Genomic DNA, 26384 nt, shown 5'->3' with positions numbered 1-26384 from the left:
GTGCCCATCGGCCGTCGAGACCTTCATGACCTGCTGGACGAGCGCAGCCTGCCGGCGCTGGAGCGGTCGATCCCCTGGGAGTCGCTGCGCTCCCGGACCCGGGCCGCCCGGCGCCGCCGCCGTACGATGATCGCGGTCGCCGGCGTCGCCACCGCCGCGTCGGTCGCGGTGGCCGGGACCCTCGTCGCCCGCCCTGAACCCCCCAAGGACGAGGAGATCACCGCGTCGTCCCCCCACCAGCTCCCCTCTTCGTACGAGGAGAAGGACGGCACGGTCTACCGCCGCCTCGCCACCGCCGTCTTCGACCCCGAGGGGGGCAGGCCGGTGTCGTTCGACGTGCCGGTCACGGGCCGGCCGCTGGCCGTCATGGCGGACTGCCCGACGGCCTCGATGTCCTCGCTCCAGGTCACCGCACGGGTGCCGGGTACGAGCAAGCAGTTCGGGCTCACTCCCGTGCCGTTCCTGATGCACGTGTGCGACGACCACCGGCCGACGGACGTCGAGCCACTGCCCACGGGCACGCGGCGGGCCACCTTCACGATCCGGCGACCGAAGGTGGCGGGGCGCCCGGCCGAGCCGGCGCGCACGTGGCGCTTCGCCGTCTACGAGTGGACGCCGCCCGCCACCATGAGGCCCGCGCCGCCGCCGGTCGCCCCGCCGGCGGGCATCGGCGATCCGCCCGAGCACACGTTGCTCACCACCAGGAGCGTCACCTGGCCCGCCACACGCGAGGTCACCGTCGCCGTCCCCCACACGGGCCGGACCCTGGCCATGATGACCTACTGCGGCGGCGGCATCGGCGGGCGCCTGACCGAGGAGGTCTGGGTCAACGGCCGGCGGACGAAGATCGGCATCCGCTGCGACAACCCGCCCTCAGAACGCGGCGGCTCCTACGTCGTGCTGGGCGCGGTACGCCCGGACGCCGACGGCAACGTGAGCATCCGGGTCAAGGTATCGTCCGTCATCTCCGACTACGAGCGGCGTCCGGGCGTGCTGACCGTCGCCGTCTACGACACGAGGTCACAGCGGTGACCAGGATTTGAGCTGGCGGGACAGGAACCCCCTGATCAGGTGTTTGGCCGCGTCGACGATCTCGGGGTCGCCCTCGGGATCGTGCCGGAAGGCCAGCTTGAGCACGGCGTCGCCCGCCTCGACCGCCACCAGCACGGCCAGGTCGAGCGCGGGGCTGTCGGCCAGCCCGAACTCCTTCAGGAACAGCCCGCGCAGTCGCCCCGCGATGACCGTGTTGTTGTCGGAGTCGGAGTCGAGCAGGTTGAGGTCGACGGCGTCGCCGAAGTGCAGGCTCTTGAAGCCGGCGACCGTGCGGTGCATGTCGACGTATTCGTCGATGATCGCGTCGACCGCCTCCCACCAGCCGCGATAGTCCTCGTCGAGGAACCTGCGGTCGACCCGGCGCACGAACTCCTCGACGTTGCGCCGGGTGAGCTCCTGGGTGATGGCCCGCTTGTCGGGGAAGAACTGGTAGACGGATCCGATGGCCACGCCCGCCCGCTCGGCTATGCGGGTGGTGGACAGGGCCTCGTAGCCGGTCTCGTCGAGGAGCTCGGCGCACGCGTCGAGCATGCGCTCGACCCGCCGGGCGCTGCGGCGCTGTGCGGGCTGCCGCCTGAGAGCTTTGGGGGGGACGCAATCGTCATCCATTTGCGGCGAAGACACGGATTCATCTTCTCCCGTACGCGCGATCGTTACCTGTCAATTTGCGGATTTCTCACGGCTCCGCTGAGCCGGGCCAGCCCACGCATCGCCCGCGGCGAAATCCGTGAGAGGGCATAACCGATTTTCCCCTCCAGATTGACCGGTACGACCGCCTGATTTCGGTGCACGGCCCGCAGAATGTGGGCGGCCACGCGCTCGGGCGGATAGCCGCGCCGCGCCAGCCCCCGCACGGCCTCCTGCCGCATCCCGGCGTCCGTGTACGTGGCGTTGCGCGCGATGCCCGTCGACACGAAACCGGGGCAGATGGCGCTGACCCCGATCCCCTGACCCGCCAGCTCGGCCCTGAGACAGTCGCTGAGCATCTTCACGGCCGCCTTCGAGGCTGAGTACGCGGGTAGCACCCGCGACGGCGCGAACGCGGCCAGGGACGCGACGTTGACGATGTGGCCGCCCTGGCCGCGTTCGACCATGGCGGCGGCGAACAGGCGGCATCCATGGACGACGCCCCACAGGTTGACGTCGATGGTCCTGTGCCAGTCGTCGACGGTGTGGTCGAGGAATGATCCGGCCACCGCGATCCCGGCATTGTTCACCACAATGTCCGGCACACCATATTCCGTGATGATTTTTCGCGAAAAATCCTCCATCTGATCGATATTCGCGACATCGACCTGCACCGCGTAAGCCGTACCCCCGAGATCTTTGCCAATCGCGTCCGCGGCCCGTCGCGCCGCTTCCGCATCGATATCCGCGCACACCACTTCGGCCCCATGGGCCGCGAACGCCCGCGCGGTCGCCAGCCCGATCCCGGACCCCGCCCCGGTGACCACCGCCAGCCGGCCGCCGAACGCCCCGCCGGTCCGTTCACGTGCCCGGCGCAGCCCGGCGGCGGGCGCGGCGCCCTCCACGTGCTCCACGAACTCGGCGACCATCCCGGCGACGATCCCGGGACGGCTGCGATGGGCCCAGTGGCCGGCCGCGATCTTCCTGCGCCAGAGCCTGGGCGCCCACTGCCCGACGGCGTCCAGCAGCGCCGGCGTCACGTAGGCGTCCCGCGTGGCCTCGATGAGCTGCACGGGAATGTCGGGAAGGCTCGGATCGCGGTCACCGGCCGGCATGTTGCGCCGGTAGAGCCAGAGCCCGTTGCGACCGTCCTGGGCCAGCGTCTCGGCCGGATGCCCGGGGCGCGGCGCGATCCCCTCCCTCAGCCGCAGCGTGCGCTTGATCAGCCACGGCATGACCGAGCGCCACGCCAGCTCCGGCACCACCGGGAGCCGGAACGCGCCGATGTACCAGGAGGTGATCCGCTGGGCCGCCACGTCGCGCCGGCGCGCGTGGCGCATGAAGTGTTCCACCTGCCGCAGCCCCGGCCCGCCCAGGCTGGTGAACGACGCCACCCGCTCCAGCCCGAGCGCCTCCCAGCCCTGCAGCGAACCCCAGTCGTGCCCGACGAGGTGGACCCGGTCCGCCCCGACGGCCTCGATCACCGCGTCGAGGTCGGCGACCAGACGGTCGAAGCCGTAGTCGCGCGGGTCGCGGGGGGCCGTGGAGCACCCCGCACCGCGTACGTCGTAGCGCACCACGTGGAAGCGGTCGCGCAGGAGCGCGGCCACCTCGTCCCAGACGCGATGCGTGTCGGGATACCCGTGCAGGAGCAGCACGGTCGGGTGGGCGGGAGCACCCTCCTCGAAGACCGCCAGCCGCACGTCACCGGACTCGACCCACCGCATGGCGACCTCCTATTGGACGAACTGTCCAGCAGAATAGATCGATCAGGGTCGTGCGGCCAGCCCCGAGCAGCCCCGCAGGGCCTTCCAGTCCGCCACGGCCCTGGTCTTGGCCGACCCCGTCATCGGTATCGGGATACCCCCCTGGATGGTGGCCGGAGTCCAGGAGTCCTTCAAAATCTTCCGCCCGTCGATGGTCAGCGTCAGCACGCCGGTCCTGCCGGTGGTGGCCGGGTTGGAGTTGTAGAAGACGAAGTTCCCCATGCCGTAGCTGACGTAGGCGTCGTCGAGGTAGCCGGAGCCGAGCAGGATGTGCGCGTGCCCGCCGACCACGACGTCGGCCCCCGCCTTGACCAGCTTGGGAGCCAGCGAGAGCTGGGCCTCGTTGGGGCACTTCTGCAGCTCGGTGCCCCAGTGCAGGTGGACGATGACGGTGTCGGAGTTCTTGCGCGCCTGGCGTACGGCCTTGAGCAGGGCGGGCTCGTTCTTGGCCGAGGCCAGCCCGCCCTTGGCGGAGGTGGCCGTCCACGCCTGGATGAACTCCGCGTCCATCACCTGCGTGGCCCCGATGATCGCCACCCGGTTGCCGTTCACGGTCTTGCGCCACGGCCGGTACGCCTCCGTGGCGTTCTTCCCGATCCCCACCACGGGGAACTTGCTGCGCTTGACCGCCGCCAGCGAGTCGGCCAGCCCGGTGTCCATGTAGTCCATGCCGTGGTTGTTCGCCATGGACGCCACGTCCACCCCGGCGGCCTTGAGCGCGGTGAGCGCGCTCGCCGGCGCCCTGAACGTGAACTGCTTGCCCGGCGCCGGCGTCCCACCCGTGGTGATGGCCGTCTCCAGGTTGATCATTGATAAGTCGGCCTTGCGCAGCACGTTCGCGATCGGCCCGAGCGCCGTGCGCGGGTCGGCCAGCCGGCCGCGCAGGATCCCCTCGAAGTGCACGTCTCCGCCGAACGCGATCGTGTACGGCTCACGCTCCGGCGTCTGCTCCTCCGCCGGTTCCTCGGACGGGTCGGCCGCCCGCTGCTCCACCTGCTTGCTCAGCGGCTCCCTCTCGGGCGTCGCCGCGCACGCGGCCAGCGATACGACGACAGCGAACATCGGGAGGGCACGGGGGAATCTCATCTGCCGCCACTTCCGCTCGAATCCTGTCTTTCAGGGATCGAGCATGCCATGCAGGGCTGATTACCGCGCAGCACCCCCAGCGCCCACCAAAATGGACATGGCTCGGCGGGTCTCGTCGTCCATCGGCGTGTAGACGATCAGCCGCAGCTCCGGCACGGCCGTGAGGCTGGTCGTGCTGAAGTGCAGCACCCCCGCCTCCACGTGCTGGAACGCCTTCACCCGCGGCCCCGGCTCCGCCACGTCCTGCCTGGCCCACAGCCGTGCGAACTCGGCGCTCTCCGAGCTGAGCCGGCGCACGAAGTCCTGCCAGCACGGATCGTCCGCGTGCCGCGTGTAGGCGCCCCTGAAGACGGCGACGGCCCGCGCCAGCTCGTGATCGCGGTCGAGCAGCAGCGTCCGGGGGGAGAGGCTGAGGCAGGTGTGCCAAAGCGAGTTGCGCTCCCCCTCGGGCGCGCCGACCAGCTCGGGGAACAGCTCCGCGTAGGCGGCGTTCCAGGCCAGGACGTCGCACCGGCTGTTGGACACGCAGGCGGGCATGTCGCCGAGCCGACCGAGTATCTCCCGCATCTCGGGCGTGACCTGCCCCGAGTCCACCGGGATCGGATCGTCGGCCTGCCCCGCCAGCCGGTAGAGGTGGTGCCGCTCCGCGCTGTCGAGCCGCAGCGTACGCGCGATCGCGTCGAGCACCTGGGCGCTGGCGTTGATGGGCCGCCCCTGCTCCAGCCACGTGTACCAGGTCACGCCCACCCCGGCGAGCTGGGCCACCTCCTCGCGGCGCAGCCCTGGTGTCCTCCTGCGCGGCCCCGGCGCGAGATCGACCATCTCCGGCGTGATCCGCTCACGACGCGTACGCAGGAACGCCGACAGATCGGTACGCCTCAGCTCTGTCACGCTCATCTCTCCACTATGGGGCGAAACAGCGGTCGTTAACCAGTTACCGCCAATACCAGTATAAATGGGCTCTCGTTACTGGTACCAGGTTCGCGGCAGACTCGGCAGCATGTCGCAAACTGCCGTCATCTCCCCTTCCGTGGACACAAAACCACAGGAGGCCTCCAAGGCCAGCGGCCTGCTCCTGGCGATCATCCTCGTGGGACAGTTCCTGGCCATCCTGAACGTCAACATCGTGAACGTGGCGACCCCCACCATCGAGGCGGACCTGCGCTCGTCGGGGGCCGGGCTGCAGATGATCGTCGCCGGTTACACCATTGTCTACGCCGTCCTGTTGATCACTGGAGCCAGGGTCGGTGACCTGTTCGGCTATCGCAACGCGTTTCTGGGCGGCCTGGCCGTCTTCACCCTCACCACGCTGGCCGCGGGCCTCGCGCCCTCGACGGGCTGGCTGGTGGGCTCCCGGCTGCTGCAGGGCGCCGGGGCCGCGTTGATGATGCCGCAGGTGCTCACCTTGATCCAGCGCAACTACCAGGGCGCGGCCCGGGGCCGGGCGATCGGCCTGTGGTCGCTGGTGATCAGCGGTGGCATCGTGGTCGGCCAGGCGCTCGGCGGCATCCTGCTGGGGCTCGGCCTGGGCTGGCGCGTGGTGTTCCTGCTGCTGGTCCCGATCGGGGCGCTGCTGCTCGTGGCGGGCATGCGGGTGCTGCCCGCCGACCAGGGCGGGCACGGCACCGGGCTCGACCCGTGGGGCCTGGCGAGCCTGTCGGCGGCCGTGCTGCTGTTCGTGGTGCCGCTGGTGCTCGGCCGCGACCTCGGCTGGCCGGTGTGGGGCTGGATCTCGATGGGGCTGAGCGTGGTGATGTTCGTCACGTTCGTGCGCGTCGAGCGGTGGGTGACCGCGCGCGGCGGGCGTCCCCTCGTGGACGCGAGCGTGCTGCGCGCGCCCGGCATGCGGCCCGGACTGGCGATCCTGCTGTTCGGCCCGGCGACCTGGGGCGCGTTCCTGTTCACCTCCGCCCTGCACCTGCAGGGCGACCTGCACCTGACGCCGCTGGCCTCCGGCATGATGCTGGTGCCCTGCGCGCTGGCCTTCGGCCTGGTCGGGCTCGTCTGGCCGCGCCTGCCCCTGCGCCTGCAGCGTCCGCTCGTGCCGTTCGGCTACGTGGTGGCCGCGCCGGCCTACCTCGGGCTGGGCCTGGCCGCCGGCGGCGGTCCCCTGTACGCCGTCATGAGCGCCCTGGTCGGTGCCGGTCTCGGCGTTCAGGTCGCGGTGACCAACATGGCGACCGAGCAGGTGGACGGCGCGTACGCGGCCGACGCCAGCGGCGCGCTGCTCACCGTGATGCAGCTCGGCCAGGTCATCGGCGTCTCCACGGTGGGCACGCTGTTCATCACCCTGAGCCAGGGCTCCGGCGGCGCGTCGGCCTCGATGGTCTCCGCCGTCGCCATGGCCGCCCTGGCCGTGGTCGCGGGCCTGAGCAGTCTCTTCCTCGTACGGCGGCGCGTACCGGTCGCCGCCTAGAGTTGCATAATTCCTTTACTTGAATGATTCAGGTTTAGCGCATACGTTGGGAGGTATGAGGGACGACGACTGCGGCGTACGCGAACGCGTGGGACAGACGCCCCTCCAGGCCGTCCACAACGCACTGCACCTGCTCTGCGGGCGGTGCGGGACCGTGACCGACGTCGGCTGCGCGGCCGAGCCCTGCCTCGAGCCCGCCGACGCGGCCGGTCATGGCGTGGACGAAGCCGGCGTCACGTACTGGGACGTCTGCCCGAGCTGCCAAAGATGATCATTCGGAGGATAGACGCGATGACGACCAGGCCCATCACCACGGACGACGCGGGCATCCCCGCCCCGAGCGACGAGCACTCGCTGTCCGTCGGCCCGAACGGCCCCCTGCTCCTGGAGGACCACTACCTGATCCAGAAGATGGCGCACTTCAACCGGGAGCGCGTCCCTGAGCGGGTGGTGCACGCCAAGGGCGCCGGCGCCCACGGCATCCTGCGGATCACGGAGGACGTCAGCCAGTTCACCAAGGCGAAGCTGTTCCAGAAGGGCAAGGAGACACCGCTCTTCCTGCGCTTCTCGACCGTCGCCGGCGAGCTGGGCAGCGCCGACACCGCTCGCGACCCGCGCGGTTTCGCGATCAAGTTCTACACCGAAGACGGCAACTACGACATTGTCGGCAACAACACGCCGATCTTCTTCATCCGCGACCCGCAGAAGTTCTCCGACTTCATCCACAGCCAGAAGCGCCGCGCCGACAACCACCTGCGTGACAACAACATGCAGTGGGACTTCTGGACGCTGTCGCCGGAGTCGGCGCACCAGGTCTCGTTCCTGATGACCGACCGCGGCATCCCCGCCTCGTGGCGGCACATGCACGGCTTCGGCTCCCACACGTTCCTCTGGTACAACGCGGCCGGCGAGAAGTTCTGGATCAAATACCACTTCAAGACCGAGCAGGGCATCAGGAACTACACGGCCGACGAGGCCGCCGCACTGCTCGTGGACCCCGACCACCACACCCGCGACCTGCACACGGCCATCGCCAGGGGCGACCACCCGTCATGGACGGTCAACGTGCAGATCATGCCGTTCGAGGACGCCGCCGACTACCGGTTCAACCCGTTCGACCTGACCAAGGTGTGGCCGCACAGCGACTACCCCGAGATCACGATCGGCAGGTTCACCCTCAACAGGAACCCGGCGAACTACTTCGCCGAGGTCGAGCAGTCGGGCTTCGAGCCGTCGAACCTGGTGCCGGGCATCGGCGCCTCCCCCGACAAGATGCTCCAGGGCCGGCTGTTCTCCTACCCGGACGCGCACCGCTACCGCATCGGCCCCAACTACCTGCAACTCCCGATCAACCAGCCGCGCAACCCGGTCAACTCCTACAACTTCGACGGCCCGATGACCTTCAGCAACCCCCAGGACCCGGTGTACGCCCCCAACACCGCAGGCGGCCCCGTCGCCGACCCGTCGGTGTACGAGGGCGAGCACTACCACGTCACCGGCGAGGTCCTCCGCTCGGCGTACCGCAGGCACGCCGAGGACGACGACTACGCGCAGCCGCGCGCCTTCTGGGAGAACGTGCTCTCCGACGGCGACCGCGCCAACATGGTGGGCAACATCGTCGGCCACGCCTCGGCCCCCGAGGTCACGGACGACATGAGGAAGCGCGTCGTCGAATACTGGACCAACATCCACAAGGATCTCGGCTCCCGCGTCGCCCAGGGCCTGGGCCTGTCCTGAGCCACCCGCGACGACGGAACGGCCCGCGTCCCTGCCGGGGCGCGGGCCGTTCTCACGAGTATTTTCCGCCGAACCGGCGGAGCGCTTTCATCATTTCCCGCTCATACGGCAGCGGGTGGAAAATCTGCATTATCGAAAGTCGCAGGATGCCCAGGCCGGAGTCCTCCTGCCGCGCTTGCTACCGCTGCGGCGGCGGGATCACCTGGGGGTCGTCCGGCCGGAAAAAGGGCCGTGCCGGAGCTTGATCAAGACGGTGGTGAGTGTGCCATGATATGCGGGTCTTCTATGCTCGATCTTGCGCCAGAGCTGGAAACTCGCGGAGGTCGCTTGCGACGCCTCCATCCCGAACGGCCCTGTAGGTTGTGCCATCAACACGCCAGGGCCGTTCTTTATGCGCTGGCTACGAGAGCGGCCAGATCGAACTCGCCGCCACGGACACCGGCCGTGAACGCCGCCCACTCCGCCGGGGTGAAGACCAGGACGGGTCCGTCCTGTTCCTTGCTGTCCCTCAGCGCGACATTGCCGTCGGCCAGGGGGGCAACCTCGACGCACGTCGACGCACCGTTGCAGAAGGTGCTCTTCCGCCAGGCGGCCGCATTAGTGTGGTTGTACATTTTCTCCCCAAATGCGTAAAGGGGCACCATTGCCCCTTTCTGAGGTTTTGTCGCTAACGTCGCCACAACATGGCTTTCCGCTGGATAAGGACACGCGACTCGTCCTCGTCCAACGCTTCTGACCGAATATGGTCAAAAGCCGTTTCGTATCCAGCCACTCGTTCGAGATCTTCGACGAAGTGAGCAGTATACAGGTGCTCTAGGTACACAACATCATCAAAGGCGGAAAACTTCAGGTGAATAAACGCACCGGTGTTAACCGGATGAAGTGAGTCTAGGGTGAGAACTTGGACACTCACGTACGGCAACATCGAGATCTCCAGCAGATGCTCCATCTGCTCGCGCATCACCGACGGCTCACCGAAGCGGCGCATGAGCGCCGACTCGTCGAGCACCACGGTGTAAGCGCAGGGATCCGTCTTGTGCAGCACGCGCTGCTGTCTGTCGAGCCGAGCCTCGACCCGGCTCCTGACACCGCTGTGCGTGATGCGCGCGATGCCCCGCGTGGCCAGGATCACTTCCCTGGCGTAGTCCACGGTCTGCAGCAGGCCAGGCACCACCTGGGGTTCCCAGTTGCGCTGGAATGTCGCCTCGGCTTCGAGCCCGAGGAATCTTGTGTATTCCTCCGGCAGAGAGTCTTCGTAATCCTCCCACCACCCACGCTGCTCCGCATCCCGCAACAGGCCGAAGAGCTCGTCAATTTTGTCTCCGTCGACGCGGTAGAGCTTGGCCATGGCCTTGATGTCGTCGCCGCTGGGCATGGTCTTGGCCGCCTCGATGCGGCTGACCTTGCTGGGGGACCAGCCGAGCTCTTTGGCCGCCTTGGCCCCCGTGAGCTTCTTGCGCTCACGCAGGAAGCGCAACTCCTGCCCCAGCCGGAGCCGACGTACTGTTGGACTGCCCTGCTGCGTTGGCACCGTCCACTCTCCTTCTCGGGAATGAAGGTGTAGCCGGAAGGGACCGTTTGGGGCCCGGCTTCGTGGGCCGTTCGCCCAATCTTACACTGCAAGTTGCACGTGTAGTGCCGCATGCCCTTGCCAGAAGGCTTTCACGGGTAGAGCGTAGGGGCAAGACACGCTCTACGAAGCCGTCGAGGCCGGGTCTGGTTTTCTCCTCGCTCCCCTGGCCGTGGACCCTCGACACTTCTCGTGCAAGTTGCAGGGCAAGCTGAGCAGCAAGTCGCGAAGAAAGTTAAATCTTCCCTTGCTGGAGGTATTGCAGGGTCGACCCACGCGGGGGACGATCAGGAGCAGGAGGGTTCTCGAGAGTTGAGGAGGCCGGACATGACACCACGGCCGTACGCATCGAGCCTTCCCGTCACGATCGCGCGCCCGCTCAAGGGCCGTCTCACCGGCAACGTCGCCGTCCCGGAAATGAGAATCCGTCCCAGGGAGGCCGCTTGCCGGAAGGACCGCGTAAACGCCTGAACCACTCAGCGAGATTCCGCTCATTCGAGCGCGCGAAATGCCGGACCGAGGCTGACCACCAGGTCGCCGCAAATGGGCTGCCACCCTGCGGCGGGACCGGTCATCAGCCGTCGGACCGGCCAAGAAGCCACCTCTAAAATGCCGCGAAAGGGGTCTTCTATGTACTCACAAGGTACCAAGGGACTCAGCCGAATCAAGTCCCGGATCCGGGAACTCATCGCGTTGGCCGATCGCGAAATCTGCATGGAGCCCGACGAATTCGCACACCGCATCGGGTGGACTGTGAGCAGGACGGGCTTCGGCTCCCGCTGCTACCGCGACCCACGCTTCGACCAGCTCAAGCTGCCACACCGGGTGATCGAGGAGGTGTCCTGACATGTCGAGGAATCCACGCAACCAGATCTACCCGGCCTACGAGGACCTCCCGGCTCCCCGCGGCGGCGGGGTGCTGGTCCGACTCTGGCGGATCCGTACGGAGCTGCTGCTGCTCTCCGGGCTGGCCCTGTTCACGCTGACCCTCCTGGGCGCGACCCAGGAGGGCAGGTGGGTGCCCTTCATCCTGCTGACCAGCGCGATCTCGGTGCCGGCCGCCACCAGGACGGGCCGCAACTGGATCACCGCCCACTTCTGGTGCGTGGTGTCCAGGCACCGCCTGCAGCGGGTCTGCCTGGAGACCACCATGCACACCAGGGCCGGCCGGATCCCGCTCGTGCTCTGGATCACGCCGACGTCCACCGGGGAGAAGGCGCTGATCCTGACCAGGGCGGGCATCTGCGCCGAGGAGTTCGAGGCCTACAGCGAGGAGATCGCCGCGGCCTGCTGGGCGCGCAGCGCGAACGTCTACCGCCACCGCCGGCGCGCCCAGTTCGTCATCGTCGAGATCGTCAGGCGCGACGAGACGCCGGGGACGACCTCGCCCGGCCTCGACCGGCTGTACGGGCGCCGAGCCTGGCTCTCGCTCAGACCCGACCTCGAGGAGCCGCCTGATCTGCGCACCGAGGTCGTGCTGCAGCAGGTGGGCTGACGGCTCTCACCAGGACCTAGGGAATCCGGGAAATTCCCTAGGGTGCAAGCCCCGGAGACCGCGGGGGCTCCGGGGCTTCCCCATGCGTCCGGTACGAGCCAAGATGAGTTCAGCTGGCGAACTCAGGAGTCGTGATGACGTCGACCGTGCACCGGACCTGTCCCCTTTGCGAGGCCGTCTGCGGCCTGACCCTCACCCTCGACGAGGGCGGGCACGTGACCAGCGTCCGAGGCGACAAGGACGACCCGTTCAGCAAGGGGTTCATCTGCCCGAAGGGAGCCAGTCTCGGCCGGCTCGACGAGGACCCCGACCGCCTGCGCAAGCCGCTGATCAGGGAGGGCGACCTGTGGCGCGAGGTCGGCTGGGACGAGGCGTTCGCCGCCGTCAAGGCGGGGCTCGACCGGGTCGCCGACCGCCGCTCCGTCGCGATCTACCTGGGCAACCCGAACGCCCACAGCATGGCCGGCGCCCTGTACGGCGCGCCGCTCATCAAGGCGCTCGGCACCCGCAACGTCTTCTCCGCCAGCACCGCCGACCAGATGCCCAAGCACGTGGCCAGCGGGCTCATGTTCGGCCATCCGCTGGCCATCGCGGTGCCCGACCTGGACAGGACCGACTACCTGCTGATGCTGGGGGCCAACCCGCTGGAGTCCAACGGGTCCCTGTGCACCGCGCCCGACTTCCCCGGCCGGCTGAAGGCCCTGCGGGCGCGCGGCGGGCGGCTCGTCGTGGTGGATCCGCGCCGCACGCGCACCGCCGCGCTGGCCGACGAGCACGTGTTCGTCCGGCCGGGGACGGACGCGTACCTGCTGTTCGGCATCATGCACACGCTGTTCGCCGAGGACCTGGCCGCGCCCGCGCACCAGGTGAACGGGCTCGACCAGGTGCGCGAGGCGGCCAAGCACTTCCCGCCCGAGGTCGTCGCCCGGCGTACCGGGGTGCCGACCGCGGTGATCGTACGGATGGCCAGGGAGCTGGCGGCGGCGCGTACGGCGGCCGTCTACGCCCGGATCGGCACCTGCACGACCGAGTTCGGCACGCTGGCGCAGTGGCTGGTGGACGTCCTCAACGTGCTGACCGGCAACCTCGACCGGCCGGGCGGCGCCATGTTCCCCAAGCCCGCCACGGAGTTCGGCGCGCGCCGACGGCCGTACCAGGTGGGGCGGTGGAAGAGCCGAGTCAGGGGGCTGCCGGAGGCGAACGGGGAGCTGCCGGTGGCCACGCTGGCCGACGAGATCGAGACGCCCGGCGAGGGCCAGGTCACGGTGCTGCTGACGGTCGCGGGCAACCCCGTGCTGTCGGCGCCCCACGGGGACCGGCTGGACGCGGCCTTCGAGCGGCTCGACTTCATGGTCAGCGTGGACCCGTACCTGAACGAGACCACCAAGCACGCGCACGTCATCCTGCCCCCGCCCCGCGTGCTGCAGTCGGGGCACTACGACTTCGCGCTGCTCGGGTTCGCGGTGCGCAACTACACGCGCTACTCGCCGCCGCTGCTGCCGCTGGACGGGCAGCCCTCGGAGGCCCAGATCCTCGCCAGGCTGGCCATGATCGCTTCGGGGCTGGAAGGGGACCTGGACGCGTTCGTCATCGACGAGATGCTGCGTAAGGCCGCGGAGACGCCCGGCTCCGGCATCGAGGGGCGGGACGTGGCGGAGCTGCGGGACCTGCTGGAGGGTGAGACGGGCGGCGAACGGCGGCTCGACCTCATGCTCAGGCTCGGCCCGTACGGCGAGTGGGCCGGCAAGGGCGACCTGTCGCTGCGCAAGCTGCTCGACAACCCGCACGGCCTGGACCTGGGCCCGCTGGAGCCCCGGCTGCACGAGGTGCTCAAGACGGCCTCAGGGGTGATCGAGCTGGCTCCCCCGCAGCTCATCGAGGACGTCGAGCGTCTGCGGGGCAGGCTGGAGGAGGAGCCGCCGGAGATCGTCCTGATCGGGCGGCGCCACCTGCGCTCCAACAACAGCTGGCTGCACAACGTGGGCCCGCTGGTCGGCGGCAGCAACACCTGCACGCTCCAGATCAACCCGGCCGACGTGGCCAGGCTCGGCCTGGACGGCCAGGCCGTGGTCCGATCGGCGAAGGGCCAGGTCACGGTGCCGCTCGAACCCACCGACACGATCATGCCGGGCGTGGTCAGCCTGCCCCACGGTTGGGGGCACGCCGGGAGCACCCAGAGCGTGGCGGCCGAGCACGCGGGCGTCAGTGTCAACACCCTCACCGACGAATCAGCCGTCGATATCCCAAGTGGTAACGCAGTGTTCAACGGAGTTCCGGTCACGATTTCACCAACCGGGGTGATCACCGCACATTAGGGTGTCGCGCGTGACTATCGCGCCAGAAGAGGACCGCCTGAACGCCCAGATCGCCTTCGCCATCGAGATCGACAAGTTGAAGCGGATCATCCGCCGCAACCATCTCATCGACGGCTCGCGGCGGGAGAACACCGCAGAGCACTCTTGGTACGTGGGCACGCTGGCGATGGTCCTCGGCGAGCATGCCCCACCCGGAACCGACCTCCAACGGGTGGTGGCCATGCTCTTGGTGCACGACCTGGTGGAGATCGACGCCGGCGACACCTTCGTGTACGACTCGGTGGCCGTCGCCATGCAGGCCGACGCCGAACGCCGGGCGGCCGACCGCATTTTCGGCCTGCTGCCCGGCGAGCAGGTCGCGCAGATGCGGGAGCTGTGGGACGAGTTCGAGGACAGGAAGACCCCGGAGGCCAAGTTCGCCAAGGCTCTTGACCGATTCGCCCCGATTTTGGCCAACCATCACACCGAGGGCGGCACGTGGCCGCTGTTCAAGGTGAAGGCGGGACAGGTCAGGGAGAAGGTACGGATCATCGAGGAAGGCTCGCCCACACTGGGCGCGTACGCCCTGGAGCTGGTCGAACTCTCGGTGGCCAGGGGACACCTGTCCGAGTGATCCCCGCAAGGCGGGGGTAGGGGACTTGTCGTGAAAGAGACAGTAAGAGCGAGACGACGGCAATTGCGGAGTTTCGCCGGGCCGGTTGCCATCGCCGATCGGCTCGAGAAGTCGAAGGCCATGGACAAACCGGTCAGGGTGCTGGCCAAGGCCGTACGCCGGCGCCTGCGCCAGGGCCGCCTGCGCGACCTGTTGCACGGCGTCCCGCTCGGGGAGCCGGTGCACCCGCCGCTCGCGACGGTGAGCCTGGGCTGCTGGATCTCGACGGCGGTGCTGGACGTCGCGGGCGCCGATCCGCGGGCCGCGCGCCTGCTGCTGGCCACCGGCCTGGTGAACGCGCTGCCCACGGCCGCCGCCGGGCTGACCGACTGGTCCTCGCTCCACCGCGAGCAGCAGCGGGTCGGCTTCGTCCACATGCTGGCCAACCTGACCGCGCTCGGCCTGTTCTCCGCCTCCCTGCTGGCCCGCATCCGCGGCCGCGAGAAATCGGGCCGCGTGCTGTCCTACGCCGGGCTCGGCGTGGGCGGGCTCGGCGCCTATCTGGGCGGCCACCTGGCCTACCGCCAGGCCGCGGGGGCCAACCACGCCCCGCAGGTCACCCATTTGGTGCCGCTGGGCTGGCACGACCTGTGCCCGCTGCGCGACCTGCCCGACGGCCGGCCGGTGGCGCGGCGGCTGGGTTACATCCAGCTTTTCGTGCTGCGCCGGGGGGACGCCGTGACCGTGCTCGCCGACCGGTGTCCCCACCTGGCCGGCCCGCTGCACCAGGGCCGGCTCGTCATGGAGGACGGGGAGGCCTGCGTGGTGTGCCCGTGGCACAGCAGCACGTTCCGATTGGCCGACGGCTCGGTCAAGCACGGCCCGGCGACCGCTCCCGCGCCCACGTTCGAGACCCGCATCCGGCGTGACGGCACGATCCAGGTACGGCCGGGGTTGACCTGAAGTTTGGTTGAGGTCCTACCGTCGGGGACATGAGCAAAATCCTTGTGACCGGCGCGACCGGAAATGTGGGCAGGCACGTCGTCTCCCAGCTCGCCGAGGCGGGCTTGGAGGTGCGGGCCTTCGCCAGGGACCCGGAGCGGGCCGGGCTGCCCGTGGAGACCGTACACGGCGACCTGACGGCCCCGGAGACGCTGGAGCCCGCGCTGGAGGACGTGGAGAGCGTGTTCCTGCTCTGGCCCGGCTTCTCCACGGGCAACGCCGGCGAGGTGGTCGCGACCATCGCCAAGCACGCGCGGCGCGTGGTCTATCTGTCGGCGCGCACGTCCGGTGGCGGGTCGCACTACGAGGAGGTCGAGGAGCTGATCCGGCGCTCCGGGCTCGGCTGGACGTTCCTGCGGCCCGGCGGTTTCGCGGCCAACACGCTGGGCTGGGCCGGGCAGATCAGGCAGGGCGTGGTGCGCTGGCCGTACGGGCCGGCCTCCAGGGCGCTGATCCACGAGAAGGACATCGCGGCGGTGGCCGTGCACGTGCTCACCTCGGGCGGGCACAACGGCGCCGCGTACGTCCTCAGCGGCCCCGACGAGCTGACCCAGGCCGAGCAGGTGCGGGTGATCGGCGAGGTGATCGGGCGTGCGGTGCACTGGGAGGAGCAGCCGCTCGACGAGGCCCGTGAGCGGCTCATGGAGGCGTGGGGCGAGGCCACGTTCGTGGACAGCGCGCTGGAGGCGTGGGGAAGCTTCGTGGACCACCCCGAGCGGGCCACCGGCACCGTGGCGAAGCTACTGGGCCGGCCCGCGCTGTCGTTCCGCCAGTGGGCGCACGACCACGCGGCCGACTTCAGCTGACCTCGTCGGCGGGGTGCTCGACGAGGGCGAGGATGCGGCTGGACATGAACCTGGCCGTGCGCACCGGCGTGCCGCTGCGGGTGACCTCGCTCACCTCCACGAGCCCCCGCCGGGTGGCCACCTCGACGCGACGGCCGGCGCGGGTGGCCCTGATCTCGTAGGTACGCGGTGAATCACCGGCGTCGATGACGATCTCCACCCGGTCACCTTTCATACCTGAGTCATACCCAAAACCGCTTATCCGTACACCAGTACGATAATTGCCGCAATCCCGACACATACGATGACCCCGCGCAGCACCGGCGCCGGGATCCGCCGACCCACCCTGGCCCCGAAGAACCCGCCCACGATCGCGCCCAGCGCCACCCCGGCCACGGCCTGCCAGTCGACGTCCGCGACCACGATGAACAGCGCGGCCGCCACGCCGTTGACGATCAGCGCGAGCACGTTCTTGGCGGCGTTCACGCGCTGGAGGCCGTCGTCGAGGAAGATGCCGATCAGCCCGATGAGCAGCACGCCCTGGGCCGCGCCGAAATAGCCGCCGTAGACGCCCGCGGCCAGCACGCCCAGCCACAGGGCCGCACCTCCGTGCGGGTGCGGCTCCTCGCGGCGCGCGGCCACCCACGCGTTCAGCCTGGGCTGCGCCACGACCAGCACGCAGGCCAGCGCGATCAGGGCGACGACCACGACCTCGAACACGTCGGGGTCGAGGAACAGCAGCAGGATCCCGCCGGCCAGCGCGCCCAGCGCCGAGGCCATGCCCAGGCGGATGAGCCGATCACGCTGGCCGCGCAGCTCGGCGCGGTAGCCGTACGCGGCCGTGAAGGAGCCGGGCACGAGGCCGACGGTGTTGGAGACGTTCGCCGTCACGGGATCGACGCCGAGCGCCACCAGTGTGGGGAACGTGATCAGCGAGCCCGACCCGACCACCGCGTTGATGGCACCGGCCACCACCCCGGCCACGCAGAGCGCGGCCAGTTCCCACCCCGTCACGAACCCTCCTTCTAGGAGTCCGGGCTCTTGGGGGGTGTGAACAGGCCGCCCAGATTCTCCAGGACCTTGCCCATCTCCGATGGGACGATCCAGATCTTATTGGCGTCGCCCTTGGCGATCTCGGGCAGGGTCTGCAGGTACTGGTAGGCGAGGAGTTCCTGGCTCGGCTTGCCCTCGTGGATGGCCTTGAAGACCATGCCGATCGCGTCCGCCTGCCCCTTGGCCCGCATGGCCTGGGCCTCGGCCTCCGCCTGGGCGCGCAGCACGGCCGCCTCCGCCTCGCCCCGCGCCCGCAGCACCGACGCCTGCTTCTCACCCTCGGCGGCCAGGATCGCGGCCTGGCGCTGCCCCTCGGCGGTCAGCACGGCGGCGCGCTTGTCGCGGTCGGCGCGCATCTGCTTCTCCATCGAGTCCTGGATGGAGGCGGGCGGGTCTATGGCCTTCAGCTCGACCCGGTTGACGCGGATGCCCCACTTGCTGGTCGCCTCGTCCAGCACGCCGCGCAGCGCGGTGTTGATGTCCTCGCGCGAGGTCAGCGTGCGTTCCAGGTCCATGCCGCCGACCACGTTGCGCAGCGTGGTGACCGTGAGCTGCTCGACGCCGACCAGGAAGTTCGCGATCTCGTACGTGGCCGCCTTCGGATTGGTGACCTGGAAGTAGATGACGGTGTCGATGGACACCACCAGGTTGTCGGAGGTGATCACCGGTTGCGGCGGGAACGAGACCACCTGCTCGCGCAGATCGATCATGTCCTTGACGCGGTCGATGAACGGGACCACCAGGTTCAGCCCCGGGGTCAGCGTCCGGTGGTATCGGCCCAGCCGTTCGATGATGGCCGCCGTGGCCTGGGGAATGATGCGGATCGTGCGGGCCACGCCGAAGCCCACCGCCGCGACCACCACGAGAACGACGATGAGCTGCTCGACGGACATGACGCGCTCCGGAGTCGAGGAAACCGACTCCGGAGATCCTATTTGGTTTCAGCTTTGAACGGCTTTTATCAGCGCAAATGTGATCTAGTGTGCGCGGGCGTACCAGCGGCCCTCCGCGCTCCGATCGAGCGAGAGCGGCACGCCGAACGTCTGCGACAGGTGATCCGAGGTCATCACGTGCTCGAGCGGCCCCTGGGCCACCACGGAGCCGTGCCGCAGCAGCAGCCCGTGCGTGAACCCGCTGGGCACCTCTTCCACGTGATGCGTCACCAGCACCATCGTCGGCGAGCGATAGTCGCCGGCCAGCACCGACAGGCGGCGTACGAGGTCTTCCCGCCCGCCCAGGTCGAGCCCGGCCGCGGGCTCGTCGAGCAGGAGCAGCTCGGGGTCGGGCATGAGCGCGCGGGCGATCTGCACCCGCTTGCGCTCGCCCTCCGACAGGGTGCCGAAGCGCCGCCTGATCAGGTGGGCCGCGCCCATCATGTCGATCAGCTCGACGGCTCTGGTCACGTCGTTGGAGTCGTATTCCTCGGTCCAGCGGCCCATGATCGCGTAGGACGCGGTCAGGACAAGGTCGATGACCTTCTCCTCCGGCGGGATCCGCTCGGCCAGCGCGGCGCTCGCCAGGCCGATCCGCGGTCGCAGGTCGAACACGTCCGCCTGCCCCAGCCGCTCCCCGAGTACTTCGACCACGCCCTCACTCGGATAGAGCAACGTCGCCGCGACCTGCAGCAACGTGGTCTTGCCCGCACCGTTGGGACCGATGACGACCCAGCGCTCGTCCTCGTTGACCGTCCAGTCGATGCCGCGCAGCAGGGCCGCTCCGTCGCGCCTGACGGCGACGTCCTGGAGCCGCAGCACCTGACCACCCATCCCCGAACCTCCTTAGGACTCACCCTCGGGACAAACCTATTGCAGGGCGAGCGCATATCGTGGATCGGTGCGCCCTGAATCGCCTGTCTGTCCCTCCCTGGTCGCCTGGGGCAACGCCTGGCTCGCCGGTCACGTCGGCCTCGATGAGGCGGCTGACCACGTGGAAGCCGCCGGCGGACCCGCCGTGGCGAGCGACGTCCCCTTGCGTAAATACCTCGCAAATCTGCGCTCCGACGGGCTGCGCGAGTTCCGGCTCGCCCTCCCGGCGCCCGGCGATCCGCTGGGGCTGTCCGGGCCGGCGACGTTCAACTCGGCCGCGGTCGACGTCGGCCAGGCCGCGATCGTGGTGCTCGGCGACCGCAACCTCGGGCTGGTGCCCACGCCTGACCGGCGCGGGTCGTCCTATGTCGGAGTGCGCCTCGACGTGCACGACTCCGGCCCCGTACGCCATGATCTGCCCTCGCTCGCCGAGGCCGAGCGCGAGCTGTCCGACGCCATCCGCTCGGCCACCGACGCCCTGACCTCCGTGGAGGGGCCCGCGCAGTCGCGCCCCGACCGGGTCGGCCGCGGCGGCGAGCTCGCGCCCGGCTACCCGGCCCGTGCCCACCGCGTCTCCACCCTCGCCACCCGGCTGGCCGTCGTGCTGCACGTGGCCGACGATCGCGGCCTCACCTCGGTGCAGGTCGCCGCCCGCGCGGCGGCCCTGCGCGAGCTGGACCGCGCCGTACGCCGTGCGCTCGTGGCCGCCCACCACGCCATCTTCGAGCCGATCAGAGGTCAGGCCAGCCCGTGACGCACGGCGTAGAGGGCCGCCTGGGTGCGGTCCTGCACGCCCAGCTTCATCAGCACGTTGGAGACGTGGGTCTTGACCGTCTTCTCCGCCACGGCCAGGATCCTGGCGATCTCCCGGTTGGACCGGCCGGCCGCGATGAGCGCGAGCACCTCGCGTTCGCGCTCGGTCAGCGGCGCCGGCCCCGGGACGGACCTGCCGGCCGGTGCGGCCAGCATGGCCTCCGCCGCCTCGGCGGCCAGCAGCACCTGACCACCGTGCACGGCGCGGACCGCCTGCACCAGCGCCGGCGGGTCGACGTCCTTGTAGAGGAACCCCGACGCGCCCGCCCGCATCGCCGGGCCCACGTCGGACCGGTCGCTCACCGAGGTCAGCACGACCACCCTGGTCGGTGAGCCGGTCAGGCGTTCGAGCGCGCCGAGCCCGTCGAGCACCGGCATCTTCAGGTCCAGCAGCAGCACGTCGGGCGACAGCTCCGCGACCAGTTCGACGGCCTGCGCCCCGTCGGCCGCCTCACCGACGACCGTGATGTCGTCCTGCAAATCGAGGAACGTCCGCAGCCCCTGCCGCACCACCGGATGATCGTCGGCGATCAGCACCCGGATCACACGCCCACCTCCACGCGCACTGTGGTCCCTCTGCCGCCGGCCGATTCGACGGTCATGACGCCGCCGACCGACTCGGCCCTGTCACGCATCGACACCAGGCCGAGGCCGCGCGAATCCGCCGGCTCGAACCCGTTCCCGTCGTCGCGCACGGTCAGCGCCAGCTTGCCGTCCTCGAAGGCCAGGCGCACGAAGACCTGCCCGGCCCCCGAATGCCTGAGCGCGTTGTGCAGCGCCTCCTGGGCCACCCTCAGCACCGCCACCTCGACCGACGGGTCCAGCGACGGCAGCTCGCCGCACTCGAACGTCACCAGGGACGGGTGCAGCCGGTCCAGCATGCGCACGTGCTTGCGCAGGGTCTCGGACAGCCCGTGCCGGTCGAGCTCGGCCGGGCGCAGCTCGACGATCACCGCCCGCAGCTCCGACAGGGCCTCGCCGGCCAGCCGCTGGACGCGCTCGATCTCGGCGGCCGCCTTGTCGGGGGCCTTGTCGAGCATGGCGCCCGCGGCCTGCGCGCTGAGCCGGAGCGAGAACAGCTTCTGCGTGACCGCGTCGTGCAGCTCCCTGGCCATCCGGTTGCGCTCCTCCAGCATGGCCAGCTCCCGGCCACGCTCGTAGAGCCGGGCGTTGGTCAGCGCGATCGCGGCGTGCGCGGCGAAGAGCGTGAGCAACTCCTGGTCTTCCTGCGTGAACCCGCCCGGCATGCGCTTGTTGGCCAGGAAGATGATGCCCAGCACCTGCTCGCCGTCGCGGATGGGCACACCGAGGAAGTCCTTCATGACCGGATGCGCCTTCGGCCACCACTCGAACCGGGGATCCTTGCGCAGATCGGGCAGCCTGGCCGGGGCGCCGTCGTGCAACATCGCGCCGAGCATGCCGTGCTGCCTGGGCAGCGGCCCGATCGCGTCCCACTGCTTGTCGGTGAGCCCCTCGGCGACGAACTCGGCGAACGAGCCGTCCTCGTCGGGCACGCCGAGCGCGGCGTAGCGGGCGTCGAGCAGCCGCTGCGCGGAGCGTACGATGACCTGCAGCACCTCGCGGACCGACAGGTGGCGGGTGACCGCGAGCACCGCGGAGCTCACCGCCTGCAGGATCTCGTCTCGGTCGGTGGTCACGGCCCCACTCTAACCAGGCCTGGTCCTAGGACGATGTGCCCAGACCTGGGCGGGCCCTCAGCCCGATGTACGCGGCGGGCCGCGTTCCTAACGTCGAGACCATGACGAACACAGCCATCATCACCGGTGCATCCCGCGGACTCGGCCTCGCCCTGGCGAGGTCCCTGGCGGCCGCGGGCTGGAATCTCGTCCTCACCGCCCGCGGCGCGGCCGACTTGGAGCGGGTCGCCGCCGAGCTGGGCGCCACCGCGATCCCCGGCGACGTGACGGACCCCGGGCACGTCGAGCGGCTCGCCAGAGCGGCGCCCGAGCTGGACCTGCTGGTCAACAATGCCAGCGACCTGGGCGTGACCCCGCTGCCGCCGCTGGCGGGCTACCCGCTCGAGGCGTTCAGGGTGCTGCTGGAGACGAACGTGACCGCTCCCCTCGCCCTCGTCCAGGCCACGCTGCCCGCGCTGCGCGCGGCGGGCGGGGCCGTCGTGAACATCACCTCGGACGCCGCCACCGGCGCCTACGAGGGCTGGGGCGGCTACGGCGCCACCAAGGCGGCGCTCGAGCAGCTCTCCAACGTGCTGTCCGCCGAGGAGCCCGGCCTGCGCGTCTGGTGGGTCGACCCCGGTGAGATGAACACCCGCATGCTCGCCGACGCCGTGGGCGCCGAGGAGGCCGGGGCCGCCTCCGACCCGGCCAAGGTGGCCGCGGCCCTGCACGACCTGATCGGCTCCCGCCCGGCCAGCGGCAGGGTGAGCCTCCAATGACCGCGGCCCTGGACTTCTCGCTCCCTCCCGGCCTGTCGGCCCACGAGCCGCCCGAGGCCAGGGGCATGGCGCGGGACGCGGTACGCCTGATGGTCTCGCGCGGCGACCTCGATCCCGGCCATCACCACTTCAGCGACCTGCCGGCGTTGCTCGACCCCGGAGACCTGATCGTGGTCAACAACTCGGCGACCCTGCCCGCGGCCGTCCGGCTCGACCGGCTCGCCGTGCACTTCTCCACCGCCAGGCAGGACGGCACGTGGCTGGTCGAGCTGCGCCGCCGTACCGCGAAGGCGTCGGAGCCCTATGGCGGGGGCGAGCCCGGCGAGTGGCTGCCGATGCCGGGGCGGGCCACGCTGCGGCTGATCGAGCGCGAGACGCCGCGGCTGTGGCGGGCGGTGCTCGACCGGGACGTGGAGGCGTACCTGCGGGCGCACGGGGCGCCGATCCGGTACGCGTACGTGGAGCGGGACTGGCCGATCGAGGCGTACCAGACGGTGTTCGCGACGGTGCCGGGCAGCGCGGAGATGCCGAGCGCGGCCCGGCCGTTCACCGCCGCCCTGGTGACGGCGCTGGTGGCGCGCGGGATCGGGATCGCACCGATCACCCTGCACACCGGGGTGGCCTCACCGGAGAAGGACGAGCCGCCCTACGCTGAGCGGTACGAGGTGCCGGCGGCCACGGCGCGGCTGGTCAACCTGGCCAGGGAGAACGGGGGCCGGGTGGTGGCGGCGGGCACGACCGTCGTACGGGCCCTTGAGACGGCCGTGGGGGCGAACGGGCAGGTCACCGCGTCCGCGGGCTGGACCGGGCACATCGTCACGCCTGAGCGGGGCGTACGGGCCGTCACGGGCCTGATCACCGGTCTGCACGAGCCGCGGTCGAGCCACCTGCTCATGCTGACCGCGATCGCGGGCGAGCCGGCGCTGGCCCGCGCGTACGAGGAAGCGCTACGCAACGGATACCTGTGGCACGAGTTCGGTGATGGACACCTGATTCTGCAGAAATAAGCTTTACTTAGATTTTAGATTCGTGATAGGAACAGCCGACATTTAACGGGGGCTTAGTCTGTCGCGTCCCCGTGCCCCTTCGTTCCGGAGACGTTTCAATGCGCAACTCTCTACCTAAGGCCGCATCGCTTGCTTTGCTCGCGGGCGCCCTGCTGCTCCCGGCTGTTCCCGCTTCCGCCACCACTGCCACGACCGCCACCGCGGCCAAGAGCGCGGCCGTCATGGACGACCCGTTCTCCGTGTTCAAGGTCACGCTGAAGGCGCCCAAGACGGCCAAGGCCGGCGGCAGGCTCAACTACACGATCTCCGCCATCAACACCGGTCCCTACTACGCGGACCGCTGGTTCCTCGGCGGCGAGTTCCCCAAGGGCGTCGACCTGAAGCGGATCCGTTTCCGCACCAGCATTGCCGACACCGAGTGCTTCCTTGAGGGCCGCGCCTTCTACTGCTTCGCGAACCAGGTCATGGAGAAGGGCGACTCCGTCACCATGATCTTCGAGACGAAGCTCTCGAAGAAGGCCAAGGGCGTCCAGAAGGCGACGCTCGGGATTATCACCTACGACGTCGACCAGGGCGCCGAGAACATGAGCAAGGAAGAGCTGGACCGGCTCGGTTTTCCGGTGCGCGGCTACGCGAAGACGGCCAAGACGAAGATCGTCCGCTAGTCCATTTCCGGCTGCGTCCGAGTCCGAATGCCCAACCTGCTTCACGAGCACCGGACCGGGCGCAGTACCGTGGGCGGATGTGGACCAGCGCACCCTCCTGATCACCCTGACCGGCCCTGATCGCCCGGGCGTCACCTCACGCCTTTTCTCCGTCTTGTCGCGGTTTCCGGTGACGGTCGCGGACATCGAACAGGTCGTCATCCGAGGCCGGCTCACGCTCGGCGTTCTCGTCGCCTACGCCGGCGGCCCCTCCACCGGCACCGGCACCACCCTCGGGGCCATGTGGACCGCGATCGAGCGGATCGCCGAAGACCTCGGCATGGAGGTGGAGCTCTCCACCGGGTCCCAGGCCAAGGAGCAGCGCCGCCGCGGCCGCCTGTCGGTCAGCGTGCTGGGCACGACGCTCCAGCCGGCCGCCATCGCGGGCATCGCCGGCCGCATCGCCGCCGCCGGCGCCAACATCGACCGCATCGAACGCCTCGCCCAGTGGCCCGTCACCTGCATCGAGCTGTCCGTCTCCGGCGCCGACCCCGACGCCCTGCGCATCGAGCTGGCCGCCGAGGCCGCCGCGCAGGAGGTGGACGTGGCCGTGCAGCGCACCGGCCTGTCGCGGCGCGCCAAGCGGCTCATCGTCATGGACGTCGACTCGACGCTCATCCAGGGCGAGGTCATCGAACTGCTGGCGGCGCACGCGGGCTGCCTGGAGGAGGTCGCGCGGGTCACGGAGGAGGCCATGCGCGGCGAGCTGGACTTCGCCGAGTCCCTGAAGCGCCGGGTGGCGCTGCTCGAAGGGCTGCCGGCCGCGGTGTTCGAGCAGGTGCGCAAGGAGGTCGTGCTCACCCCCGGCGCCCGTACGCTGGTGCGCACGCTCAAGCGGCTCGACTTCCGCTTCGCCATCGTCAGCGGCGGGTTCACCCAGATCACCGACGGGCTGGTGGAGGAGCTCGGCATCGACTACTCCGCCGCGAACGTCCTCGAGGTCGTCGAAGGGCGGCTGACCGGGCGGGTCGTGGGCGAGATCGTGGACCGCCCCGGCAAGGCGCGGGCGCTGGAGCGGTTCGCCCGCCAGGCCCACCTGCCGATCTCCCAGACCGTGGCCATCGGCGACGGGGCCAACGACCTGGACATGATCGCGGCGGCCGGGCTCGGCATCGCGTTCAACGCCAAGCCGGTGGTGCGCCAGGCGGCCGACACCGCGGTCAACACGCCGTACCTCGACTCGATCCTCTACCTGCTGGGAATCTCACGGGACGAGGTCGAGGCGGCCGACGCCGAGGACACCGCGCTCACGATCCTGTAAGCCCGCCGCTCGGCCATCGGCGACTTCCTTGGAGCCTGCGCTCACCTATCGGCGACTTCCTTGGAGCCTGCGCTCAGCCCTCAGCGGCTTCCTTGGGGTCCCAGCGCGTGACCAGGCGTCCCTGACCCGGCCACAGCTCCTCCCAGGCGGACCCCACCTCGATCACCGCGAACGCGCCCGGCCTGAACACGTAGTCGCCCCCGGCCAGTTCCAGGGCCAGCTCATGCACCCCGGGGTTGTGCCCGCACAACACCACCGTGTCCAGGTCGGGGTCCGCGCGATGGACGAGCGCCAGCAGGTCCTCCGAGTACGCCTCGTAGATGTCGCGCTCGTAGCTGATCTCCATCTCGGGGAAGGCGATCTCGGCGGTCTGCTTGGTCCTGAGCGCCGGTGAGCAGAGCACGACGCCGGGGGTGAGCCCGGCCGCCCTGATCTCGTCGCCCGCCCGCTTGGCGTCCCGCTCACCCCTGCCCGTCAGAGGCCGCTCCCGATCGGCCAGGCCGGGAACCTGGGCGGCTTTCGCGTGACGCAGCACAATCAAGGTGCGCACTACATCATCCCTTCGAGGCCCAAATGGCCAACCCTACGATCGCGGCCAGGATGACGAGCATGGCCAGCAGGATGAAACCCAGGGTCTTTCCGCCGCTGGGCTGCTTGTCGTCGTTCACGCGCCCAGTTTCCCATCGCCGGCACGCGCCACGAAAAGCGGGACACCCACCCCGCCCCGTCGCGGGTGGCCGACAAAGCCGGACGCCCGCCCCCTGTTGCCGGGAGCGGGCGCCCAAAACCCTTTGCAGCCGGTACGCGTTACGACCTCGAACCGCCGCCTACTGCGACGCCGAACCGACGCGCGCACGACCTCGTACCGACGCGCGCTACGA

General features: G+C 69.8%; 27 protein-coding genes. 14 read left to right on the top strand and 13 right to left on the bottom strand.

Annotated features, from left to right (window positions below):
* A complete protein-coding gene (locus AB0I15_RS17655) occupies positions 1 to 1032 on the top strand; it encodes a hypothetical protein (RefSeq protein ID WP_358095934.1) in 1032 nt (343 codons plus the stop codon).
* Here the strand turns inward: AB0I15_RS17655 and AB0I15_RS17650 are convergent.
* Genes AB0I15_RS17650 through AB0I15_RS17635 form a run of 4 tightly spaced genes read right to left on the bottom strand, consistent with a single transcriptional unit; the run spans position 1021 to position 5429 of the window.
* Positions 1021 to 1662 (bottom strand): TetR/AcrR family transcriptional regulator, encoded by a 642-nt coding sequence (locus AB0I15_RS17650; protein WP_358095931.1) that lies wholly within the window; start codon positions 1660 to 1662, stop codon positions 1021 to 1023. The two genes, AB0I15_RS17655 and AB0I15_RS17650, sit on opposite strands and share 12 nt — an antisense overlap.
* A 44-nt stretch (positions 1663 to 1706) precedes the next feature.
* Positions 1707 to 3407 (bottom strand): SDR family oxidoreductase, encoded by a 1701-nt coding sequence (locus AB0I15_RS17645; RefSeq protein WP_358095928.1) that lies wholly within the window; start codon positions 3405 to 3407, stop codon positions 1707 to 1709.
* Between the two features lie 42 nt (positions 3408 to 3449).
* Complete coding sequence (locus tag AB0I15_RS17640; RefSeq protein ID WP_358095926.1) at positions 3450 to 4532, bottom strand: CapA family protein; 1083 nt, start codon at positions 4530 to 4532, stop codon at positions 3450 to 3452.
* A 60-nt stretch (positions 4533 to 4592) separates the two neighbouring features.
* Complete coding sequence (locus AB0I15_RS17635; RefSeq protein ID WP_358095924.1) at positions 4593 to 5429, bottom strand: helix-turn-helix transcriptional regulator; 837 nt, start codon at positions 5427 to 5429, stop codon at positions 4593 to 4595.
* Positions 5430 to 5532: 103 nt separating this feature from the next.
* On the opposite strand from AB0I15_RS17635, the gene AB0I15_RS17630 reads away from it, so the two are divergent.
* The 3 genes from AB0I15_RS17630 to AB0I15_RS17620 are packed head-to-tail and all read left to right on the top strand — an operon-like array spanning position 5533 to position 8685.
* Positions 5533 to 6948, top strand: a complete 1416-nt coding sequence (locus tag AB0I15_RS17630; protein WP_358095921.1) for an MFS transporter — start codon at positions 5533 to 5535, stop codon at positions 6946 to 6948.
* A gap of 55 nt (positions 6949 to 7003) precedes the next feature.
* Positions 7004 to 7219 (top strand): hypothetical protein, encoded by a 216-nt coding sequence (locus AB0I15_RS17625; RefSeq protein WP_358095918.1) that lies wholly within the window; start codon positions 7004 to 7006, stop codon positions 7217 to 7219.
* A 20-nt stretch (positions 7220 to 7239) separates the two neighbouring features.
* A complete protein-coding gene (locus AB0I15_RS17620; RefSeq protein ID WP_358095915.1) occupies positions 7240 to 8685 on the top strand; it encodes a catalase in 1446 nt (481 codons plus the stop codon).
* Between the two features lie 389 nt (positions 8686 to 9074).
* Here AB0I15_RS17620 and AB0I15_RS17615 read toward each other — a convergent pair whose 3' ends face one another.
* Together AB0I15_RS17615 and AB0I15_RS17610 are read right to left on the bottom strand one after the other, a co-directional pair.
* On the bottom strand, positions 9075 to 9299 hold the full coding sequence (locus AB0I15_RS17615; protein WP_358095913.1) for a DUF397 domain-containing protein: 225 nt from the start codon (positions 9297 to 9299) through the stop codon (positions 9075 to 9077).
* A gap of 53 nt (positions 9300 to 9352) precedes the next feature.
* Positions 9353 to 10216, bottom strand: a complete 864-nt coding sequence (locus AB0I15_RS17610) for a helix-turn-helix transcriptional regulator (RefSeq protein WP_358095911.1) — start codon at positions 10214 to 10216, stop codon at positions 9353 to 9355.
* Positions 10217 to 11102: 886 nt separating this feature from the next.
* Here AB0I15_RS17610 and AB0I15_RS17605 point away from each other — a divergent pair.
* The 5 genes from AB0I15_RS17605 (at position 11103) to AB0I15_RS17585 (ending at position 16465) form a co-directional block, all read left to right on the top strand.
* Positions 11103 to 11750 (top strand): hypothetical protein, encoded by a 648-nt coding sequence (locus tag AB0I15_RS17605; protein ID WP_358095909.1) that lies wholly within the window; start codon positions 11103 to 11105, stop codon positions 11748 to 11750.
* Positions 11751 to 11884: 134 nt separating this feature from the next.
* Positions 11885 to 14065: a molybdopterin-dependent oxidoreductase gene (locus tag AB0I15_RS17600; RefSeq protein WP_358095906.1), complete on the top strand. Its 2181-nt coding sequence runs from the start codon at positions 11885 to 11887 to the stop codon at positions 14063 to 14065.
* Between the two features lies 1 nt (position 14066).
* Positions 14067 to 14678, top strand: a complete 612-nt coding sequence (locus AB0I15_RS17595) for an HD domain-containing protein (RefSeq protein ID WP_358095903.1) — start codon at positions 14067 to 14069, stop codon at positions 14676 to 14678.
* 120 nt (positions 14679 to 14798) lie between these two features.
* Positions 14799 to 15620, top strand: a complete 822-nt coding sequence (locus AB0I15_RS17590) for a Rieske (2Fe-2S) protein (protein WP_358095900.1) — start codon at positions 14799 to 14801, stop codon at positions 15618 to 15620.
* Positions 15621 to 15649: 29 nt separating this feature from the next.
* Entirely contained in the window at positions 15650 to 16465 is an 816-nt protein-coding gene (locus tag AB0I15_RS17585; RefSeq protein WP_358095897.1) for an NAD(P)H-binding protein, read from the top strand.
* On the opposite strand, the gene AB0I15_RS17580 is transcribed toward AB0I15_RS17585, so the two are convergent.
* The 4 genes from AB0I15_RS17580 to AB0I15_RS17565 form a co-directional block, all read right to left on the bottom strand.
* Positions 16458 to 16679, bottom strand: a complete 222-nt coding sequence (locus tag AB0I15_RS17580; RefSeq protein WP_358095894.1) for a hypothetical protein — start codon at positions 16677 to 16679, stop codon at positions 16458 to 16460. The two genes, AB0I15_RS17585 and AB0I15_RS17580, sit on opposite strands and share 8 nt — an antisense overlap.
* Positions 16680 to 16702: 23 nt before the next feature.
* The gene (locus AB0I15_RS17575; RefSeq protein ID WP_358095891.1) at positions 16703 to 17458 is read right to left on the bottom strand and encodes a sulfite exporter TauE/SafE family protein; all 756 of its coding nucleotides are present in this window, start codon (positions 17456 to 17458) and stop codon (positions 16703 to 16705) included.
* Positions 17459 to 17469: 11 nt separating this feature from the next.
* Positions 17470 to 18390, bottom strand: a complete 921-nt coding sequence (locus AB0I15_RS17570) for an SPFH domain-containing protein (RefSeq protein WP_358095888.1) — start codon at positions 18388 to 18390, stop codon at positions 17470 to 17472.
* A gap of 84 nt (positions 18391 to 18474) precedes the next feature.
* Complete coding sequence (locus tag AB0I15_RS17565) at positions 18475 to 19263, bottom strand: ABC transporter ATP-binding protein (RefSeq protein WP_358095885.1); 789 nt, start codon at positions 19261 to 19263, stop codon at positions 18475 to 18477.
* Positions 19264 to 19330: 67 nt separating this feature from the next.
* Here AB0I15_RS17565 and AB0I15_RS17560 point away from each other — a divergent pair, with 67 nt between their 5' ends.
* A complete protein-coding gene (locus AB0I15_RS17560; RefSeq protein ID WP_358095882.1) occupies positions 19331 to 20056 on the top strand; it encodes a hypothetical protein in 726 nt (241 codons plus the stop codon).
* Here the strand turns inward: AB0I15_RS17560 and AB0I15_RS17555 are convergent.
* Together AB0I15_RS17555 and AB0I15_RS17550 are read right to left on the bottom strand one after the other, a co-directional pair.
* Entirely contained in the window at positions 20041 to 20661 is a 621-nt protein-coding gene (locus AB0I15_RS17555) for a response regulator transcription factor (RefSeq protein WP_358095879.1), read from the bottom strand. The genes AB0I15_RS17560 and AB0I15_RS17555 overlap by 16 nt on opposite strands.
* Positions 20658 to 21773: a GAF domain-containing sensor histidine kinase gene (locus AB0I15_RS17550; protein ID WP_358095876.1), complete on the bottom strand. Its 1116-nt coding sequence runs from the start codon at positions 21771 to 21773 to the stop codon at positions 20658 to 20660. The genes AB0I15_RS17555 and AB0I15_RS17550 overlap by 4 nt, the downstream gene beginning before the upstream one ends.
* A gap of 101 nt (positions 21774 to 21874) precedes the next feature.
* On the opposite strand from AB0I15_RS17550, the gene AB0I15_RS17545 reads away from it, so the two are divergent.
* The 4 genes from AB0I15_RS17545 to serB all read left to right on the top strand — a co-directional run bounded on the left by AB0I15_RS17545 (position 21875) and on the right by serB (position 25503).
* On the top strand, positions 21875 to 22531 hold the full coding sequence (locus AB0I15_RS17545) for an SDR family oxidoreductase (protein ID WP_358095874.1): 657 nt from the start codon (positions 21875 to 21877) through the stop codon (positions 22529 to 22531).
* Positions 22528 to 23538, top strand: coding sequence for an S-adenosylmethionine:tRNA ribosyltransferase-isomerase (locus AB0I15_RS17540; protein ID WP_358095871.1), 1011 nt, complete (start codon positions 22528 to 22530; stop codon positions 23536 to 23538). The genes AB0I15_RS17545 and AB0I15_RS17540 overlap by 4 nt, the downstream gene beginning before the upstream one ends.
* A 134-nt stretch (positions 23539 to 23672) precedes the next feature.
* A complete protein-coding gene (locus AB0I15_RS17535; RefSeq protein ID WP_358095868.1) occupies positions 23673 to 24203 on the top strand; it encodes a hypothetical protein in 531 nt (176 codons plus the stop codon).
* 79 nt (positions 24204 to 24282) lie between these two features.
* Positions 24283 to 25503, top strand: coding sequence for a phosphoserine phosphatase SerB (serB, locus tag AB0I15_RS17530; protein ID WP_358095865.1), 1221 nt, complete (start codon positions 24283 to 24285; stop codon positions 25501 to 25503).
* Positions 25504 to 25576: 73 nt separating this feature from the next.
* On the opposite strand, the gene AB0I15_RS17525 is transcribed toward serB, so the two are convergent.
* On the bottom strand, positions 25577 to 26053 hold the full coding sequence (locus AB0I15_RS17525; RefSeq protein WP_358095862.1) for a histidine phosphatase family protein: 477 nt from the start codon (positions 26051 to 26053) through the stop codon (positions 25577 to 25579).
* Positions 26054 to 26384: the final 331 nt, after the last annotated feature.

The organism is Nonomuraea sp. NPDC050643, assembly GCF_040654715.1.
Taxonomy (GTDB): Bacteria; Actinomycetota; Actinomycetes; order Streptosporangiales; family Streptosporangiaceae; genus Nonomuraea.
The sequence above is the reverse complement of the archived record's forward strand: the minus strand, read 5'-3'. Positions and strand labels throughout refer to the sequence as shown.

Excerpts from the sequence above, each read along its gene's own strand:
- AB0I15_RS17605 (WP_358095909.1), top strand. The coding sequence starts at position 11,103 with ATGTCGAGGAATCCACGCAACCAGATCTACCCGGCCTACGAGGACCTC.
- AB0I15_RS17620 (WP_358095915.1), top strand. The coding sequence starts at position 7,240 with ATGACGACCAGGCCCATCACCACGGACGACGCGGGCATCCCCGCCCCG.
- AB0I15_RS17650 (WP_358095931.1), bottom strand. The coding sequence starts at position 1,662 with ATGGATGACGATTGCGTCCCCCCCAAAGCTCTCAGGCGGCAGCCCGCA.
- AB0I15_RS17590 (WP_358095900.1), top strand. The coding sequence starts at position 14,799 with ATGGACAAACCGGTCAGGGTGCTGGCCAAGGCCGTACGCCGGCGCCTG.
- AB0I15_RS17565 (WP_358095885.1), bottom strand. The coding sequence starts at position 19,263 with ATGGGTGGTCAGGTGCTGCGGCTCCAGGACGTCGCCGTCAGGCGCGAC.
- AB0I15_RS17585 (WP_358095897.1), top strand. The coding sequence starts at position 15,650 with ATGAGCAAAATCCTTGTGACCGGCGCGACCGGAAATGTGGGCAGGCAC.
- AB0I15_RS17540 (WP_358095871.1), top strand. The coding sequence starts at position 22,528 with ATGACCGCGGCCCTGGACTTCTCGCTCCCTCCCGGCCTGTCGGCCCAC.
- AB0I15_RS17640 (WP_358095926.1), bottom strand. The coding sequence starts at position 4,532 with ATGAGATTCCCCCGTGCCCTCCCGATGTTCGCTGTCGTCGTATCGCTG.
- AB0I15_RS17545 (WP_358095874.1), top strand. The coding sequence starts at position 21,875 with ATGACGAACACAGCCATCATCACCGGTGCATCCCGCGGACTCGGCCTC.
- AB0I15_RS17630 (WP_358095921.1), top strand. The coding sequence starts at position 5,533 with ATGTCGCAAACTGCCGTCATCTCCCCTTCCGTGGACACAAAACCACAG.
- AB0I15_RS17600 (WP_358095906.1), top strand. The coding sequence starts at position 11,885 with ATGACGTCGACCGTGCACCGGACCTGTCCCCTTTGCGAGGCCGTCTGC.
- AB0I15_RS17570 (WP_358095888.1), bottom strand. The coding sequence starts at position 18,390 with ATGTCCGTCGAGCAGCTCATCGTCGTTCTCGTGGTGGTCGCGGCGGTG.
- AB0I15_RS17645 (WP_358095928.1), bottom strand. The coding sequence starts at position 3,407 with ATGCGGTGGGTCGAGTCCGGTGACGTGCGGCTGGCGGTCTTCGAGGAG.
- AB0I15_RS17580 (WP_358095894.1), bottom strand. The coding sequence starts at position 16,679 with ATGAAAGGTGACCGGGTGGAGATCGTCATCGACGCCGGTGATTCACCG.
- AB0I15_RS17635 (WP_358095924.1), bottom strand. The coding sequence starts at position 5,429 with ATGAGCGTGACAGAGCTGAGGCGTACCGATCTGTCGGCGTTCCTGCGT.
- AB0I15_RS17625 (WP_358095918.1), top strand. The coding sequence starts at position 7,004 with ATGAGGGACGACGACTGCGGCGTACGCGAACGCGTGGGACAGACGCCC.
- AB0I15_RS17615 (WP_358095913.1), bottom strand. The coding sequence starts at position 9,299 with ATGTACAACCACACTAATGCGGCCGCCTGGCGGAAGAGCACCTTCTGC.